We start from the raw sequence: 15,920 nt of genomic DNA on the forward strand, positions 1-15,920 counted from the left end.
GCACCATGCCCCGATCACGCGAGGAGCTGGCGTTGACGGTCCCGACGCTGTTGTGCGTCCACCCCCATCCCGACGACGAATCGATCGCCTGTGGCGGGCTCTTGGCCCGCAGCGCGGCCGAGGGCCGGCGGGTCTTCGTCGTCACGTGCACCGGCGGCGAGGAGGGCGAGAACCTCGCCGGTATCGACCTCGGCGACGAGGACCTGGTCTCGCACCGCCGGCGGGAACTCGCCGACGCACTCGCGGCCCTCGGCGTCACCGAACACGCCTACCTCGGCTACCGCGACAGCGGGATGGCCGGCAGCGAGGCCAACGGCCACCCCGACAGCTTCCACCGCGCGGACCTCGACGAGGCGGCCCGCCGACTGGCCGCGATCCTGCGCCGGGTGCGACCGCACGTCGTGGTCTCCGACGACGAGCGTGGCACCTACGGCCACCCCGACCACGTGAAGGCCCACACCGTCACCGTACGGGCCGTCGAACTCGCGGCGGACCACGGTGCCGACGTGCCAGGCGAACCGTGGCAGGTGGCCAAGCGCTACGTGCACGCCATCGGCCGCAGCCGACTGTGGCAGCTGCACCGGGCCCTGGTCGCCGCGGACCTCGTCTCGCCGTTCGGTGCGGCGGACACGCTGATGGAGGACCTGCCGTTCGGCGTCGACGACGAGGTCATCACCGCCGAGATCGACGTCGAGGAGTGGATGCCGCGCAAGCGTTCGGCGATGGCGGCCCACCGCAGCCAGATCGCCGACGACAGCTTCTTCCTGAACCTGCCCGACGGTCTGATGCGGCAGACACAGGCGATCGAGCAGTTCGTCCTCGAGCAGGGCCCGCCGAGCCCCGAGGTGCCCGAGACCGACCTGTTCGCCGGCATCGCGAGCAACGATGGGACGGTCGTCGCTGGGTAGGGTGGCGGGTCAGCATCCCGAGCACAGGACGACACCCGCGTGTCCGAGCCGCTTCCGCGCCACGCCCCGGCGACCCCGGACGGGACCGCCGACGGCGGTCCCGACGACGCGGCCTTCCGCGCGGCGCTCGGCCGTTTCGCCACCGGGGTGGCGGTGATGACGGCCGTGACCGACGGCGTGGCCCACGGGATGACCGCCAACGCGGTGTCGTCGGTGTCGCTCACGCCGCAACTCGTCCTGGTCTGCGTCGAGCGAACGGCCGTCATGGCCGAGCGTGTGCGCACGGCCGGCAGTTTCGCGCTGAGCTTCCTCGCGGCCGACCAGGTCGCGCTGTCCGCCTGGTTCGCCGACCCCACCCGGCCCGACGAGGCCCAGTTCGCCGAGGTGGCGTGTCGGACCGAGGCCAGCGGCGCACCCGTGCTCGAGGGCACGGTCGCCTGGGTCGACTGTCGCGTCGAGGCGATCCACACGGCCGGCGACCACGACATCGTCGTCGGCGAGGTGCTGGCCCTCGGCACCGGCCCGGCCGACGACCCGCTGCTGTACTACGCCTCCGACTACCGCCGCCTGCAGGGCTGACGTGCACACCCGCCGACACACGCTGCGCACCGGTGACCGGCGCATCACCGACGTCACCGACCTGTGCGCGGCGTTCGTGGCCGAGATCGGGACCGACGGGCTGTTGCACGTCTTCCTGCCCCATGCGACCGCCGGGCTGGCGCTGCTCGAGACCGGCGCGGGATCCGACACCGATCTCGCGGACCACCTGGACGCCCTGCTGCCGCGCGACGACCGGTGGCGACATGCGCACGGGGCACCGGGGCACGGCGCCGACCATGTGCTGCCGGCACTGATCAGCCCCAGCCTGGTGGTCCCCGTGGACGCCGGACGTCTGGCGCTCGGGACGTGGCAGAGCATCGTCGTGGTGGACACCAACCCCGACAATCCCGAACGGACGCTACGGCTGTCGCTGCTCGCCGGTTGAGCCGTGCGGAACGGCGTGGCCCTCGGCCCGTCGGCGCAACCAGATCCCACCGGCGAGCAGGCACGCGCCGACCGCCAGCGCGAGCTGGGCGTGGTCGAGAGGAGACTCCACGTCCACCGGCTCCGCCACGATGACCACCTCGTCGGCGCGGAGCGTCAACCCGCCGGCGTCCTGAGGGTCGGCCCGGTGCACCACACCGGTCAATTCCACGACGTGCCCCCGGCGTCCGGGACGGCCGGGCCGGAGCCCGTCGAGGTGCTCCTCGGGGATCCAGACCTGCAGGCCGCTGTTGACGCCCCGATGTTCGCCGTGCGCCGGCAGCGGCCCGACCTCCAGCGCGTACGCGTCGTCGTTGACCTGGGTCCACGCACCGCCACGGCGCCGGAGCAGGTCACCCACGATCTCGCCGACGAAGACCACCCGGTGACCGTCGAACGCCCGCGGGCAGGCGACCACCATCGCGGTCGTCACCCGGCCGGCGGCATCGAAGCGTTCGGCGAGTCGTTCCGCCGGTTCGGTGTCGGGGTGCTCGCGTTGGCACCGGACCACCTCCCCGGCCTCGGGGGCCAGCTCGGGGACGAGCAGCAGGGCCGGGTCCGCGGGGCGGGACACGGCGCCCTGCAGTGCCTGCAGCCCGACGACCAGCACGAGCAGCGACACCACCGGCACCAGCACCAGGCGGGCGGCGGGGGCACGACGGGACGCCATCAGTGCCTCCTCGCCAGCAGGGAGACGCCATAGCCGAGGAAGGCGAAGGCGGCCATGAACTCGAGCCGCCCGAGCCACATCTGCAGGATGTAGGTCAGCTGCAGCAGGCGGGGCATGTCCGGGTCGGTGATCCCGACCGACAGCCCCACGTTCGCCGCCGCGGACACCGACTCGAACAGCGTCTCGGTGACGTCCCAGTTCCCGTAGAGCAGCCCCACCAGGGCGCCACCGAGGTAAATCACCACGTACAGCAACAGGATCGTGGTCGCCGCGATCAGGGTGGGGGGCCGCAGGATGCGTCGCTTGCCGGAGTGGTAGGTCGCAACCGTCACGGCCGACTCCGGCTGCAACAGCCGGCGCACCTCCCGCAACAGCCCCTTGGCCGCGAGACCGATCCTGAGCGCCTTGATGCCGCCAGCGGTCGACCCCGCCATGCCACCCAGCCCCATGACCGCCACGACGGCCGCCGGCGCGAGCACCCCCCAGTCGGTGACGAACAGGGTGCCGTTGTTGACGGCGAATCCGGTGCCGGAGTGGGCCGAGAGCAGGGTGAAGAACCCCTTTCGGAACAGCGGTTCGGTGCTCGTGTAGGCGCCCGAACGTGCCAGTCCGTACAGCGCGAGCACGCTGAAGGCGCTCAGCGTGACGAGCAGCGTGCGGACCTCGAGGTTGCGCAGCAGCTCACCGCGTGCGCCGGTCCACAGCAGGTAGTGCAGACCGAACGAGATCGTCCCGGCCACCATCAGCACCATGAGGACGGCCTCCACCCCCGCGGAGTGGTAGTAGGCGATCGACGAGGAGGCCGGCGAGAAGCCGCCGGTGTCGAAGGCGGCGAAGAACAGGTTCACGGCGTGCCACACGCCGCGCCAGCCGCCGAGACCCGCGACCGACAGGCTGAGGAACAGGGCGAGGGTGCCGGCGAGCAGGTAGGCGCCGGCGATGAGGTAGATGAACCGTGCGGTGCGTACCACGCTCGGCACGATGCGCTCGTCGCGGCCTTCGGCGACGTAGAGGGTGCCGATGCTGGAACCACCCGCCGTGAACAGCGACAGGGCGACGATCACGATGCCCTGCCCGCCGGCGAAGTGGGTCAGGTGCCGGTACAGGTTCATCGCGTACGACAGGTGGTCGAGGTCCTGCGCGACCGACAGTCCGGACGTGGTCAGGCCCGACATCGCCTCGAACCAGGCATCGAGGAAGTCGCCGAAGTGCCCCGAGAGGAACAACGGCACGGCGGCCAGGACCGAACCGAGCAGCCAGGCGACGGCGACCACGACGGTGCCGTGGGCCCACGTCAGCGCGGCGCGGGTCTGCAGGCGCCACTCCGCCGCCTGCCAGATCGACGCCGCGATACCTGCACCGGCGAGCAGAGCGGTCGCGGCGTCCCACTCGCCCACCACCACGGCGACGGGCACCGGGAGCGCCATCATCAGCGCCAGGGCCATCGCGACCTTGCCGAGATAGAACCCGATGATGCGGAGGTCGCGACCGTCGGGACGCAGGAACATCGCCGCCCCGGCTCAGGCGAGCTGGGCGGCGGCCGCCGCGAGCCCGAGGCCGGCGACGGCCAGGGCGGCGGCGGCGAGGGCCACCAGGGTGATCCCGCGCAGCGCCCCCCGCCAGCCGGGTGGCGCGTTGCGCGATGCTGCCGGATGCATCAGCGACACCTTCCGGCCGACGTGGCCGCCGTCGAACGCCTCAGTGTGGCGTGCCGAACAGCCGGTCGCCGAAGTCGCCCAGGCCGGGGTTGATGTAGCCGTTCTCGTCCAGGCGCGGGTCGATCGCCGCGGTGACGATCCGGACCCCGGGATTCTCGTCGAGGATGCGGTCCACCCCCTGCCGGGTCGCGACGACCGAGAGCACCGTCACCTGTTCGGCACCCTCGGCGTCGAGCGCCTTCACCGCGTCGGAGGCGGAACCACCGGTGGCCAACATCGGTTCGAGGACGAGCACCCACGCGCCGTCGAGGGGCGGCACCTTGAAGTAGTAACGGCGTGCCTGCAGGGTGGCGGCGTCGCGCTCGAGCCCGATCATGCCGACCAGTGCGGTCGGGAGGACGTCGTGGACGCCGGCGAGCAGGCCGAGCCCGGCGCGCAGCACCGGTACCGCGACGATCGTGCGTCCCGGACCCGTGGCCGGCGAGGGGCCGAGCGGCGTCTGCACCGTCGAGGTCGCGCCCGGCAGGTCGGCGACCGCCCGCAGCGCGAGCATGGAGCCGAGGCGCTGCGCATGGTGGCGGAAGTGCTCGGGGGTCGTGCGCTCGTCACGCAGCGAGGCCAACTGGATCCCGGCGACCGGGTCGTCGAGGACGGTGACTGCGGACACGGGCGCACTCCGATGCACGTTCGGGACTCGGCCGGTTCGCTGCCGGCCGGCGGTAGCCTACGCCTGCGCGCGCCGCTGCCAACCGCGGCTCCCGGGCGTGCGGCCCGCCGAGCGCCGTGGCCGCCCCGTCCGGGCCCGAGCCACCAGGAGGGCCGATGTCGTCGCGACCCCGCGGCCGGGCGGTGCTCGCCCTGCTCGTGCTGGTCGCCATGCTGGCCTGCACGTCCGAACAGCCGGCACCGGCGCCGACGCCGGCGCCCGAACCCTCGGTGGCGCCGACCGGCCCGGCGGGCCTGCGCGCCGGGATCGTCCTGCCGCCGGCGTCGGGCCCCAACGATCCGCAGTCGGCCCAGCTCGCGGCGGCCATGCGTCCCCTGCAGTCGATGCTGCCCGACGAGGTGACCCAGCTGCGGCCCGTCACGCCCGACGGCCCCGAGTTCGTCGGCGACCTCGCGCGCTTGCTCGTCGACCGTGGCACCGAGCTGGTCTGCCTGGTCGGCGCCGACGTCATCCGGGTCGCCAACCAGCTCGCGTCCCGCCATCCCGAGCGGACGTTCTGTGCCGTGCCGGGCGCAGGGGTCGAGCGCCCCGAGAACGTGCGGGTCGTCGACGTCCGCTTCGAGGAGCTCGGACACGTGGCGGGGGCCGCGGCCGCCGGGGCCGTCGACGACGGCCCGGTTGCTCTCGTCGTGGCTCCCGACCGTCTCGGCACCCAGCGGTTCCGTGCGGGCGTCCGTGCGGGCGTGGGGGACACGGTCCTGCTCGAGTGGTTCCCCCAGTCGGCCGAGGCGGCGCGCACCGCCGTCGAGGAGGCCATCGCGGCGGAGGCGCGCGTCCTGATCCTCGACGTGGGCTGGCAGCCGAGCGAGTTGCTGGCGACGGCCCACGAGGCGGGCCTGCTGTTGGCGGGCCCGATGACCGCGCTGGCGGGCCGACAGTTCGAGGCGTCCAGCGTGCTGGCCTGGACGATCCGGTGGGAGTTGGTCCTGGGGCCGGTCGTCGCGCGGTTCGCCGACGACGAGACCGACGTCCGCGACTCGGTCGGGCTCGCCGACGACGTCTTCGTCGTGACCGTCGGCGCCGGCGCCGATCGCGGTGCGCTGGACACCGTCATCACCGAGCTCCGGGACGGTCGCCGCGATGCCGCGCCGGGCGCGGTGCCGCCACCCGCGACGGCGGACGAGGATCCCGGCGCGTCCGATCGCGACGCCGGGCGGGAGGGCACCGGGGACCCGCCGGTCGAGGACGACGACGACGGGGCGTAGTCGGCGCTCTACGATGCGCCCTTCCACTTCCGCTCCCAAGCACCTGAGGCTCTCGTGCGTCGTGCCAAGATCGTCGCAACACTGGGTCCTGCGCTCGACGACCCCGACCGCCTGCGCGCGGCCATCGCCGCGGGCGTCGACGTGGTCCGGCTGAACTTCTCCCACGGCACCAAGGAGGACCACAAGCGCCGGCTCGACCGCATCCATGCCGTCGCGGCCGAGGTCGGGCGGAACGTGGGCAGTCTCGGCGACCTGCAGGGCCCGAAGATCCGGCTCGGGATGGTGCCCGACGACGGCGTGGTGCTCGAGGACGGTGGCGAGGTCGTGCTCGTCACCGGGGTCGAGACGCTCGACCGCTACGAGGAGCGCGACGGTGTCCCGGTCCTGCCCGTGGTGTACGAGCACCTCGCCGAGGACGTCGAGCCCGGTGCCCTGATCCTCATGGACGACGGCCTGCTGCGCCTGGTGGTCTCGCGCGTCGACGGTGACCGGGTCCACGCCCGCGTCGTCTCGGGGGGGCCGGCCAAGTCGCGAAAGGGCGTCAACCTGCCCGGCGTCGCGGTTTCGGCGAAGTCGCTGACCGACAAGGACCGCGAAGACGTCCAGACCATGGTCGAGATCGGCGTCGACTGGATCGCGCTGTCGTTCGTGCGCCGTCCCGAGGACGTCCGCGAGATCCGCGACCTCGTGCGCAGCCTGGGCGGCGAGCAACCGATCGTGGCGAAGCTTGAGCGTCCCGAGGCGGTCGACAACCTCGAGGACATCATCAAGGAGACCGACGCGGTCATGGTCGCCCGCGGCGACCTCGGTGTCGAGGTGGGTCCCGAGAAGGTGCCCGCCATCCAGAAGCAGATGATCGACCTCGCCAACCGCTACAGCAAGCCGGTGATCACGGCCACCGAGATGCTCGACTCGATGATCCGCAACCCGAGGCCGACCCGCGCCGAGGCGTCCGACGTCGCCAACGCCATCTTCGACGGCACCGACGCCGTGATGCTCTCGGGCGAGACCGCCGCCGGCCGCTTCCCCGTCGAGGCGGTCCGCACGATGGCACGCATCATCGAGGTCGCCGAGTCGGCTCCCGAGCGCATCCACACCGTCCCTCCGATGACGGGCCAGGTGCTCGGGCGCGTGGTCGCCAAGGCGGCGAAGCAGGTCGCCGACGACGTCGACGCCACCGCGATCCTGGTGTTCAGCTTCTCCGGCAGGTCGGTGCAGCTGGTCTCGAAGTTCCGGCCGACCCAGCCGGTCATCGGGCTGACCACCGAGCACGCGACCGTGCGGCGGTTGGCGCTGATGTGGGGCACGACCGGAACGGTGGTGCCGATGAAGGACCACTCCCGTGACCTGATCCTGGCGGCCGAGGAGGTCTGCCTGGAGAAGGGCTACGGGGTGCGCGGCGACACCGTCGTGATCGTGTCGGGGATCCCCGGTGGGCACGGTGGTACCAACCGCGTGATGGTCCACCGCCTCGGCCAGGCACCCGACTGACCAGCGGGTTGCGGACGATCGCCGCCCTCCACGCGCTGCTCACCGTGGTCATGCTCGTGCTGTGGCTCGCCGTGGGCGACACGCCGTGGACGGCGCTGGCGAACCTGGCCACGTTCTGGTGGACCGTGCCGGCCCTCGGGCTGATGCTCGTGGCGCTGCTGCGGCGCGACGGCCGAGCGTTGGCGCTGTTCGCGGTACCGGGCCTGTTGTGGCTGTGGGCCTACGGCAGCGCGTTCACCGGTGGACCGGTCGAGGCGGCGGCGGACCTGCGCGTGGCCAACTTCAACACGTTCGTCCACGCCGAGGGCGAACAGCACGTCCTGGACCTCGTCGAGGAGACCGATCCGGACGTGCTCGTGCTGCAGGAGGTGTTCCCGCCCCGTCAGCAGGCACTCGAGCTGGCACTGGCCGGGGACCTGCCCTACCACCACGTCGAGCAGAGCCCCGGCGTCGGTGGTGTCGGCGTGTGGTCGCGTCATCCCATCACCGACGTCCGTCTCGTCGACGAGGCGTCGCAGGTGTCGCGCACGACGTTCGTGGTCACGATCGACGTGGACGGCCGCCCGCTGCAGGTCGTGCCGGCCCATCTGATCTCGCCCTGCCCGACCTGTGGCGCGTCGATCCTCGAGCGGCTCGAGCTCGAGGGCGACGTGCGCCGGGCCGAGATCGGCAACGCGCTCGCGGCGTTGTCGCCCGGCACCCCGGTGGTGGTCGCGGGCGACCTCAACTCCAACGAGCGCTCGGTCGCCTACCGGCGCCTGACCGCGGCCGGCTTCCGCGACCCCCAGCGCGAAGTCGGCGAAGGGATGGGGTTCACCTGGCCGGCCGACCGTCGGGTCCCTGCGCTCGTGCGGATCGACTGGATACTGGTGCGCGACCTCGACCCGGTCGCAGCCTGGGTCGACGAGGCGCGCGGCTCGGACCATCGGCCGGTCGTCGTCGACCTCGCCTTCCCGACACAGGAGGGATGACACGGTGGACGTGCCGGCAGAGCTGCTCGACGAGCACTACTGCCTGCTGTCGACGCAGGGGCGGGTCACCGCCAGGCGGCACACGGCCGAGTTGTGGTTCGTGCCCGCCGAGGGCGGTGTGTACCTGATGTCGGGCTCGGGTGGGCTGACGCAGTGGTGCCTCAACCTGCAGCACGAGGAACAGGGTGTCCTGCGCATCGACGGGCAGGGCTGGCTCGGTCGCGCCTCGTTCCTGCCGCCCGACGACCCACGCCGCGAAGAGGCGCTGCGCGCCTTCCACGACAAGTACGACCCGCCCGGCAAGGACCGCGTCGAACCGTGGATGCGCAACGCCACGGTCGCGACGCTGGTGCTGACCCGGAAGCTGGAACCGTGATCGTCCCCACCTTCCTCGCGACGGCCGGGGTGGCCGGGCACCTCCTCGGCGACGACGCCGTCGCCCGCCGATGGCACGAGGACAGCGCCCTGACGGGCTACACGGTCGGTGGCCTGGCCGCCCACCTGTCGCGGGCGCTGCTGACGGTCGCGGTCTACCTCGACACCGCCACGACGGACGTACCGGCCTCCACCGATGCCGTCGGCTACTTCCTGGCCGTGCTCGGCGACCACGACCCGGTGGCGAGCGCGTTCCACCGCGCGGTCCGCGAGCGCGCCACCGCGTCGGCCGACGCCGGACCGCAGGCGGTGCACGCCGCGTTCACCGAGGCGCACCGGAGCCTGGCCGAGCGCCTGTCGCCGGAGACGGTGGCGGCCACGGTCACGGTGCTCGACGGCGTGACGCTGCAGGTCGGCGACTACCTGCGGACCCGCCTCGTCGAACTGGTCGTGCACCTCGACGACCTGGCGGTGAGCGTCGACCTCGAGCCGCCGGCCGTTGCCGAGGATGCCTACGAGGTCGTCGCCGCGACGCTGGCGCGCCTCGCGGCCCGTCGGCTCGGCGGGCTCGACGTCGTCCGCTCGTTGGCGCGTCGCGAACGACACCCCGACGCCGTCCGCGCCCTGTGACACCGCCCGACCGGCACGCCGCGGACGCGCCCCCGCTGCCGCCGGGCGGGCACCCCGACCCGCCGGACCGGCTCACCCCGTTCCAGCAGGCCGTCGTGGCCCTCGTGCGCGACCTGGCACCGGGCGAGGTCGTGACCTATGCCGACGTCGCCGCGGAGATCGGCCGACCCGGGAGCGCGCAGGCCGTCGCCAACGTCCTGCGACGGGTTCCCGGCCTGCCGTGGTGGCGCGTGATCCCCTCGACCGGGCGGGTCTACCGCACGCATGCCGACGTGCAGATACCACTGCTGCGCGCCGAGGGGGTCGAGGTCGACGACGGCCGCCACGTCGCGCCGACCCTCCGGTAGGCCAAGCACGCCCCGGTGCGGTTTCCGTCAGTGGCCGACGTCGACGGGCTCGGGTGGCAGGCCCTCGGCGCGCAGGGCGACCAGGTGCTCGGGCAGCGCCGACGGGGCGAGCAGTTCGCGGGTCGTCGACAGCTCCTCGAGGGTCCACCAGCGGGCCTCGACGGCGCCGAGGTCGTCCAGCGGCGCGGCGGCCACGTCCACCTCGGCCCGGGCCAGGAACCACCGTTCGTCCTGGTCGAGCCACACGCCCCGGAACGGGAACTGCACCCGTCGGCGCCAGATCCAGGGTCCGAGTTCGGGCATGAGTCCGAGTTCTTCGCGTAGTTCGCGCACGGCCGCCTCCTCGTGGGTCTCACCGGGCGTCAGCCCGCCCCCGGGAGCGGTCCACACGCGGCGGGTCGAGGACGGCGCGTGCGCGACCAGCAGCACACGCTCGAGCGGGTCGAGCAGCACGACCCGAGCCGCCCGGCGGACCAGGGGCCGCTCCTGCGTCCCGACCCCCTCCGGTTCGGGCGGCAGTCGCGGATGCGGCGGCACGACGCGCGAGGCCACCACCGCCGTCGCGTCGACGACCACGAGCTGACCATCGCGGTCGACGAGCAGCAGGACGTCGTCGTCCATCACCAGCAGCCGTCCCACGACGTCGGTCGGCGTCGGGCCCCGGTCGGGATCGGGCACCAGGTGACGGACGGAGACACGCGAGCCCACGTCGTCGGGGGTCACGCGCCGGACGTAGTGGGCGCGCAGGCCGGATCGGGGGCGGGGTGGATCGGTCATGCCCCGACCGTAACGCAGGGCTCACACGAGTTCGTCGCCGGTCTCGGCGTCGACGAGCCGGATGTCGCGGTCGTACACCCGCCGGAACCACCCCGCGCGGCGCTCCACGTCGGACGCGGCCAGGTGGGGGTCGCCGGCCACGGCGACGGTCACGCGTCGCCCGTCGTCGTCGGCGTGCACGTCGTGGACCGCCTGGTCGCGCGCCGCGTCGAGCACGTCGGCGAGCTGCAGCAACGTCAACAGCCGCTCGACGCGTCCACGGCGCGCCGGGTCCAGGCCGGCGGCCGGCGGGAACTTGCCGTCGAGGCCGCGCGCGCCGTGGAAGCGCACCATCGTGGTGAGGGCCGCCACCTCGGCCGGCGCGAAGCCCCGCAGCTCGGCGTGCTCCAGCAGGTAGGCCCCGTGACGGTGCGAGCGGCGGAGCGCCAGCGCCTCGCCGATGGTGTGCAGGCGTGCGGCGTGCTGCAGCAGCTCGCGGTCGTCGTCGCCCAGCGCGTGCAGGTCGACGAGTTCGTCGAAGAGCAGCCCCGCCAGGGTGGCGACGTGTTCGGGGTGGGCGTCGTCGGCGGCGAGGAAGGTGGTCGCGACCCGCTCGATCTCGCGCTCGCGCAACCGGGAGGCAGAGACGACCTCGGCCGCGGCGGCGTCGAGGAGGATGCCCTCGCGCAGCCCCGCGTCGGCGACCGTCGCCTGCGTGATCCCGAGCCGATCGAACACCTCGACCAGGACCACCGCGGCGACGTGGATGTGGTCGGCGCGGCTGTCCTTCATCGCGGGCACGTCCAGTCGTCCGGCATCGTCGAGTTCGAGCAGCCGGTCACGCATGCGGCGCAGGGCGTCGACCGCCATGGTGAACTGGTTGGTCACCGTGTCGGCGGGCAGCCAGCGACCGTCGTCCGCGGCGAGCACCCGTGCCAACGCCCGGACGGTGCCGCCCACCGCGACCACCCCGGCTGGTGCGTGTGCGGCGACCTCGGCGACGAGGGGGTCCAGCGCGTCGGCGACGGCCGCCCGCAGGTGCCGCAGGTCGGCGTCACGGGGTGGGTCGTGCTCGAGCAGCGCGCTCAGGCGGCTCGCGCCGAGGGGCGTCGACGCCGACCAGCCGACCTCGGCGCCCCGGCCGACCGCCAGCTCCAGCGAACCGCCGCCGAGGTCGAGGACCAGCAGCGGCTCGGCGTCGACGGCGACCGCCGAACGCACCCCGAGGTAGGACAGCCTCGCCTCCTCGAGGCCGGGCAGGACCTGCACCGCCACCCCGGTGGCCGCCTCCATCGCGCGCAGGACCTCGGCCCCGTTGCCGGCATCGCGGATCGCCGCCGTCGCCACCGCGGTCAGCTGCTCGGCACCGCTGCGGTGCGCGAGGTCGGCGAGGTGGCCGGCGGTGGCGGCCGCCGTGGCCAGGGCGTCGGCGGGGACGTCGCCGTGCCTCGCCACCACCGCGCCGAGGTGGAGCATCTCGCGCTGTCGCATGACGGGGACGACCCGGCCGTCGGCGACGTCGGCGACCAGCACGTGGAAGGAGTTGCTGCCGAGGTCGAGGACGGCGGCGCGCATCGCTACGCCGGGGGTGGCAGGTAGCGGACGGCGGGGGTTCGGAGGTCGCCCTCGAGCACCCACGTGCTGCCCTTCTGCCACCGCGGGCCGCCCGCGCCGTCGACGTCGACCCCGCGCACCTGCAGGTCCTGTACCAGCGCGCCGATCACGTCCCCGTGCGAGCACAGCACGACGTCGCGACCCTCGAGGCGCCGCAGCAGACCGTGCACGACGTCGAGCGGCGTGCCCTCCGCCAGAGCCTCCTCCTCCTCGACGTCGAGTCCGCGTGCCGCCGCGAGCGGCGAGACGCTGTCGACACAGCGGGTGTAGGGACTCGACAGGACCCGTTCGACGGGCAGCCCGGCATAGGCGTCGATCAGCGCGGCGGCCTGGCGGCTCCCGCGCTCGGAGACGGGACGTCGCCGGTCGTCGCCGGTGTAGTCGCCGCGCTCGCCCGCGTCGACGTGGCGGAGCAGGAGCAGGGGCACGCACAGGCCTTTCGGTTCCGGGACGTTTCTACCGCAGCCGGCTGCGGGCGCGCTGCTGGAGCACCTCGTGGGTGTCCACCCCGGCGGCCGGCGCCACCCGTTCCCAGGCGCTGTCGGGCCGCAGCCGCCAGGCGAGCCGGTCGTCGTCCAGGCAGGTCTGCAGGATCTCCTCGAGGCGCTCCTGCAGCGCCGGGTCCTCGATCGGCACCAGCGCTTCGACGCGGCGATCGAGGTTGCGGGGCATCCAGTCGCCGGAACCGATCACGTAGTCGAGGCCCCGGTCGGCGCTGCCGAACCGGAAGATGCGCGAATGCTCGAGGAACCGTCCGACGATCGAGCGGACGCGGACGTTGTCCGACATGCCCGGGACCTCCGGGCGCAGACAGCACACGCCGCGAACGATCAGGTCGATCCGTGTGCCGGCCTGTGAGGCGGCATACAGCGCCTCGATGATCCGGGAGTCCACCAGGCTGTTCATCTTGGCCACGACGTGGCCGTCCTCCGCCTGCGCCTCGCGTTCGATCAGTTCGAGCATCCGCTGCCGGTAGGTGGCGGGCGCCACGATCAGCTTGCGGTACTCGGCCTGGCGCGAATAGCCGGTCAGGACGTTGAACAGGTCGCTGAGGTCGGCGCCGATGTCGGGGTCCGCGGTCAGCAGGCCCAGATCCTCGTAGATCCGGGCCGTGCGGTCGTTGTAGTTGCCGGTGCCGATGTGGGCGTAGCGACGGACGCGGTCCCCCTCCTGGCGCACGACCAGGCAGATCTTGGTGTGCGTCTTGAGCCCGACCACGCCGTAGGCGACGTGCACGCCGGCTTCCTCCAGCGCGCGCGCCCACGCGATGTTGGCCTCCTCGTCGAAGCGTGCCTTGAGCTCGACGAGGGCGACGACCTGCTTGCCCGCCTCGGCGGCGTCGAGCAGGGCCCGCGAGATCGGGCTGTCGCGTCCGGAGGTGCGGTACAGCGTGATCTTGATCGCCAGCACCTGCGGATCGGTGGCTGCCGCCTCGAGGAAGGCCCGCACCGAGGTCGTGAACGAGTCGTAGGGATGCTGTACCAGCACGTCGCCCTCACGCAGGGCGGCGAACAGGTCCGGGTGCTCGCCGCCCGTCGCCGCCGCCAGGCGCGGCTGGGTGACCGACGCCAGCGTCGGATGCTTGAGGTCGGGGCGGTCGAGTGCGTACAAGGTGTCGAGGCCGGACAGGTCGAGCGGCCCCGGCAGGGCGATCATCTCGGCGGGGGTGATCTCGAGTTCGCGCAGCAGCAGGCGCTGGACGGCCTCGGACATGCCCGGTTCGACCTCGAGCCGCACCAGGCTGCCGAACCGGCGACGGGTCAGCTCGCTCTCGATCGCCAGCAGCAGGTCGTCGGCCTCGTCCTCCTCGATCTCGAAGTCGGCGTTGCGGGTGACGCGGAACACGTGGTGCTCGACGACCTCGAGTCCCGCGAAGAGCCGCCCGAGCTGCGACGCGATCAACTGCTCGAGCGGGACGAACCGTTCGCCGTCGGGGAGGGCGACGAAGCGGGGGAGCAGCGGCGGGACCTTGATGCGCGCGAACCGCTGCTCCCCGTGCTCGTGGTCCTGCACGATCACGGCGAGGTTGAGCGAAAGGTTGGACAGGTAGGGGAAGGGATGGGCCGGATCGACCGCCAGGGGCGTCAGCACGGGGAAGATCTGGTCATCGAAGACCTGCGCCAGGTGGCGTCGGTCGGCCGCGTCGAGGTCGTCGACGTCCAGGAACCGGATGCCCGCCTGGCGCAGCGCCGGCACCAGTTCGTCGCCGAACAGCGCGGCCGCGCGACGGGAGAGCGCCGTCGCCATCTCGGCGATCACCCGCAACTGCTCCGACGGGGGCATGCCGTCGGCGCCCGAGCCGGTCACGCCGGCCGCCACCTGCTCCTTCAGGCCCGCCACGCGCACCTGGTAGAACTCGTCGAGGTTCGCGGCGAAGATGGCAAGGAACTTGGCGCGCTCGAGCAGCGGCAGCGTCGGATCCTCCGCCAGCGCCAGGACGCGCTCGTCGAACTGCAGCCACGACAGCTCGCGGTTGAGGTGGCGCACCTCGTCGTCGGCCGGCGGGTGCGATGCCAGGATCGACATCGTCGGCGTACCGGGACGTGGGTCGGTCATGACACCTGCCGCCTCCGGTCGGTCCTGCGCCTGGTGGGTTCGGGGAACCTACGTCACCGAGGTGACGGGAAGGTGACCGTTCGCCTACCGAGGTGTCCGCTGGCCGTGTCGTGGTCGGCGGGTGCGGCGCACTAGGTTGTCGCCACTCGGTCGACCGGCCCCGCTGCGGCAGGGCGCGACCGGGAACCAGCGCCTACCGTGCGCCCCCGAGCACCCCAGGAGGTCCGCGTTGACGTACACCATCGCCGAGCCCTGCATCGACGTGAAGGACAAGGCCTGCGTCGAGGAGTGCCCCGTCGACTGCATCTACGAGGGTGAGCGGATGCTCTACATCCACCCCGAGGAGTGCATCGACTGCGGCGCCTGCGAGCCGGTCTGCCCCGTCGAGGCCATCTTCTACGAGGACGACGTCCCGGACGAGTGGCAGCTGTTCACCCCCGTGAACGCGGAGTTCTTCGCCGACAGCGTGACCGGACTGGGGTCACCCGGCGGTGCGGCGACCGTCGGCGCCGTCGACAAGGACCACCCGACGGTGGCCGGCTGGGACGCCTGAGCGCGCTCCATTGGCTCGATCCCGGGCGTGATCGTTAGACTCGTTCGGTGGCCCGACGAGGGGCCCGGGGTCGACCTCGCGAGGAGAGCCGCGTGACGTACGTCATCGCCGAACCGTGCATGGATGTCAAGGACACCGCCTGCGTGCAGGAGTGCCCGGTGGACTGCATCTACGAGGGTGACCGGATGCTCTACATCCACCCCACGGAGTGCATCGACTGCGGCGCGTGCGAGCCGGCATGTCCGGTCGAGGCCATCTTCTACGCCGACGACGTGCCCTCGGAGTGGCAGCAGTTCACGCCGATCAACGCCGAGTACTTCGAGCCCAGCGTCACCGGGCTCGGCTCGCCCGGCGGCGCCAGCAACGTCGGCGTCAGCAACGTCGACCACCCGAAGGTCTCGGCCTACGAGATCCCAGACGCGACCTGAGTCGCCGG

General features: G+C 72.7%; 19 protein-coding genes. 11 read left to right on the forward strand and 8 right to left on the reverse strand.

What is annotated here, in order from left to right; genetic code table 11:
- Positions 1-5: 5 nt before the first annotated feature.
- From mshB to ACERMF_RS03110, 3 genes are read left to right on the forward strand one after another with little or no spacing between them, the layout of a single operon-like run.
- Positions 6-908 (forward strand): N-acetyl-1-D-myo-inositol-2-amino-2-deoxy-alpha-D-glucopyranoside deacetylase, encoded by a 903-nt coding sequence (gene mshB / locus ACERMF_RS03100; RefSeq protein ID WP_373667556.1) that lies wholly within the window; start codon positions 6-8, stop codon positions 906-908.
- Positions 909-947: 39 nt separating this feature from the next.
- Positions 948-1,487, forward strand: coding sequence for a flavin reductase family protein (locus tag ACERMF_RS03105; RefSeq protein ID WP_373667557.1), 540 nt, complete (start codon positions 948-950; stop codon positions 1,485-1,487).
- Position 1,488: 1 nt separating this feature from the next.
- Positions 1,489-1,893, forward strand: coding sequence for a secondary thiamine-phosphate synthase enzyme YjbQ (locus tag ACERMF_RS03110; protein ID WP_373667558.1), 405 nt, complete (start codon positions 1,489-1,491; stop codon positions 1,891-1,893).
- On the opposite strand, the gene ACERMF_RS03115 is transcribed toward ACERMF_RS03110, so the two are convergent.
- Genes ACERMF_RS03115 through upp form a run of 4 tightly spaced genes read right to left on the reverse strand, consistent with a single transcriptional unit; the run spans position 1,867 to position 4,926 of the window.
- On the reverse strand, positions 1,867-2,601 hold the full coding sequence (locus ACERMF_RS03115) for a hypothetical protein (protein WP_373667559.1): 735 nt from the start codon (positions 2,599-2,601) through the stop codon (positions 1,867-1,869). The two genes, ACERMF_RS03110 and ACERMF_RS03115, sit on opposite strands and share 27 nt — an antisense overlap.
- The gene (locus tag ACERMF_RS03120) at positions 2,601-4,109 is read right to left on the reverse strand and encodes a TrkH family potassium uptake protein (protein WP_373667560.1); all 1,509 of its coding nucleotides are present in this window, start codon (positions 4,107-4,109) and stop codon (positions 2,601-2,603) included. The genes ACERMF_RS03115 and ACERMF_RS03120 overlap by 1 nt, the downstream gene beginning before the upstream one ends.
- 12 nt (positions 4,110-4,121) lie before the next feature.
- Positions 4,122-4,259 (reverse strand): hypothetical protein, encoded by a 138-nt coding sequence (locus tag ACERMF_RS03125; protein ID WP_373667561.1) that lies wholly within the window; start codon positions 4,257-4,259, stop codon positions 4,122-4,124.
- Between the two features lie 40 nt (positions 4,260-4,299).
- Positions 4,300-4,926, reverse strand: coding sequence for a uracil phosphoribosyltransferase (gene upp, locus ACERMF_RS03130; protein WP_373667562.1), 627 nt, complete (start codon positions 4,924-4,926; stop codon positions 4,300-4,302).
- 155 nt (positions 4,927-5,081) lie between these two features.
- Between upp and ACERMF_RS03135 the strand changes: the two genes are divergently transcribed.
- The 6 genes from ACERMF_RS03135 to ACERMF_RS03160 are packed head-to-tail and all read left to right on the forward strand — an operon-like array spanning position 5,082 to position 10,005.
- Positions 5,082-6,191 carry a hypothetical protein gene (locus tag ACERMF_RS03135; protein ID WP_373667563.1) on the forward strand — a complete coding sequence of 370 codons (1,110 nt, stop codon included), beginning with the start codon at positions 5,082-5,084 and terminating at the stop codon, positions 6,189-6,191.
- Between the two features lie 54 nt (positions 6,192-6,245).
- Positions 6,246-7,682: a pyruvate kinase gene (gene pyk, locus ACERMF_RS03140; RefSeq protein WP_373667564.1), complete on the forward strand. Its 1,437-nt coding sequence runs from the start codon at positions 6,246-6,248 to the stop codon at positions 7,680-7,682.
- An 8-nt stretch (positions 7,683-7,690) separates the two neighbouring features.
- Positions 7,691-8,653, forward strand: a complete 963-nt coding sequence (locus tag ACERMF_RS03145; protein WP_373667565.1) for an endonuclease/exonuclease/phosphatase family protein — start codon at positions 7,691-7,693, stop codon at positions 8,651-8,653.
- A gap of 4 nt (positions 8,654-8,657) precedes the next feature.
- Entirely contained in the window at positions 8,658-9,029 is a 372-nt protein-coding gene (locus ACERMF_RS03150) for a nitroreductase/quinone reductase family protein (protein ID WP_373667566.1), read from the forward strand.
- Complete coding sequence (locus ACERMF_RS03155; protein ID WP_373667567.1) at positions 9,026-9,658, forward strand: maleylpyruvate isomerase N-terminal domain-containing protein; 633 nt, start codon at positions 9,026-9,028, stop codon at positions 9,656-9,658. Before ACERMF_RS03150 ends, ACERMF_RS03155 begins: the two co-directional genes overlap by 4 nt.
- Positions 9,655-10,005 (forward strand): MGMT family protein, encoded by a 351-nt coding sequence (locus ACERMF_RS03160; protein ID WP_373667568.1) that lies wholly within the window; start codon positions 9,655-9,657, stop codon positions 10,003-10,005. Before ACERMF_RS03155 ends, ACERMF_RS03160 begins: the two co-directional genes overlap by 4 nt.
- Positions 10,006-10,032: 27 nt before the next feature.
- Here ACERMF_RS03160 and ACERMF_RS03165 read toward each other — a convergent pair whose 3' ends face one another.
- Genes ACERMF_RS03165 through ACERMF_RS03180 form a run of 4 tightly spaced genes read right to left on the reverse strand, consistent with a single transcriptional unit; the run spans position 10,033 to position 14,931 of the window.
- Positions 10,033-10,782, reverse strand: coding sequence for an NUDIX hydrolase (locus tag ACERMF_RS03165; RefSeq protein WP_373667569.1), 750 nt, complete (start codon positions 10,780-10,782; stop codon positions 10,033-10,035).
- A gap of 21 nt (positions 10,783-10,803) precedes the next feature.
- Positions 10,804-12,336 (reverse strand): Ppx/GppA phosphatase family protein, encoded by a 1,533-nt coding sequence (locus tag ACERMF_RS03170; protein WP_373667570.1) that lies wholly within the window; start codon positions 12,334-12,336, stop codon positions 10,804-10,806.
- 2 nt (positions 12,337-12,338) lie between these two features.
- Positions 12,339-12,803 carry a histidine phosphatase family protein gene (locus ACERMF_RS03175; RefSeq protein WP_373667571.1) on the reverse strand — a complete coding sequence of 155 codons (465 nt, stop codon included), beginning with the start codon at positions 12,801-12,803 and terminating at the stop codon, positions 12,339-12,341.
- 28 nt (positions 12,804-12,831) lie between these two features.
- Entirely contained in the window at positions 12,832-14,931 is a 2,100-nt protein-coding gene (locus tag ACERMF_RS03180; protein ID WP_373667572.1) for an RNA degradosome polyphosphate kinase, read from the reverse strand.
- A 229-nt stretch (positions 14,932-15,160) separates the two neighbouring features.
- Here ACERMF_RS03180 and fdxA (ACERMF_RS03185) point away from each other — a divergent pair, with 229 nt between their 5' ends.
- Together fdxA (ACERMF_RS03185) and fdxA (ACERMF_RS03190) are read left to right on the forward strand one after the other, a co-directional pair.
- Positions 15,161-15,484, forward strand: a complete 324-nt coding sequence (gene fdxA / locus ACERMF_RS03185) for a ferredoxin (RefSeq protein WP_373667573.1) — start codon at positions 15,161-15,163, stop codon at positions 15,482-15,484.
- Between the two features lie 92 nt (positions 15,485-15,576).
- Entirely contained in the window at positions 15,577-15,912 is a 336-nt protein-coding gene (gene fdxA / locus ACERMF_RS03190) for a ferredoxin (RefSeq protein ID WP_373667574.1), read from the forward strand.
- Positions 15,913-15,920 lie beyond the last annotated feature (8 nt).

It is taken from the genome of Egicoccus sp. AB-alg6-2 (genome assembly GCF_041821025.1).
Lineage (GTDB): Bacteria > Actinomycetota > Nitriliruptoria > Nitriliruptorales > Nitriliruptoraceae > Egicoccus.

Excerpts from the sequence above, each read along its gene's own strand:
- ACERMF_RS03165 (WP_373667569.1), bottom strand. The coding sequence starts at position 10,782 with ATGACCGATCCACCCCGCCCCCGATCCGGCCTGCGCGCCCACTACGTC.
- ACERMF_RS03125 (WP_373667561.1), bottom strand. The coding sequence starts at position 4,259 with ATGCATCCGGCAGCATCGCGCAACGCGCCACCCGGCTGGCGGGGGGCG.
- ACERMF_RS03135 (WP_373667563.1), top strand. The coding sequence starts at position 5,082 with ATGTCGTCGCGACCCCGCGGCCGGGCGGTGCTCGCCCTGCTCGTGCTG.
- ACERMF_RS03180 (WP_373667572.1), bottom strand. The coding sequence starts at position 14,931 with ATGACCGACCCACGTCCCGGTACGCCGACGATGTCGATCCTGGCATCG.
- ACERMF_RS03170 (WP_373667570.1), bottom strand. The coding sequence starts at position 12,336 with ATGCGCGCCGCCGTCCTCGACCTCGGCAGCAACTCCTTCCACGTGCTG.
- ACERMF_RS03115 (WP_373667559.1), bottom strand. The coding sequence starts at position 2,601 with ATGGCGTCCCGTCGTGCCCCCGCCGCCCGCCTGGTGCTGGTGCCGGTG.
- ACERMF_RS03120 (WP_373667560.1), bottom strand. The coding sequence starts at position 4,109 with ATGTTCCTGCGTCCCGACGGTCGCGACCTCCGCATCATCGGGTTCTAT.
- mshB (WP_373667556.1), top strand. The coding sequence starts at position 6 with ATGCCCCGATCACGCGAGGAGCTGGCGTTGACGGTCCCGACGCTGTTG.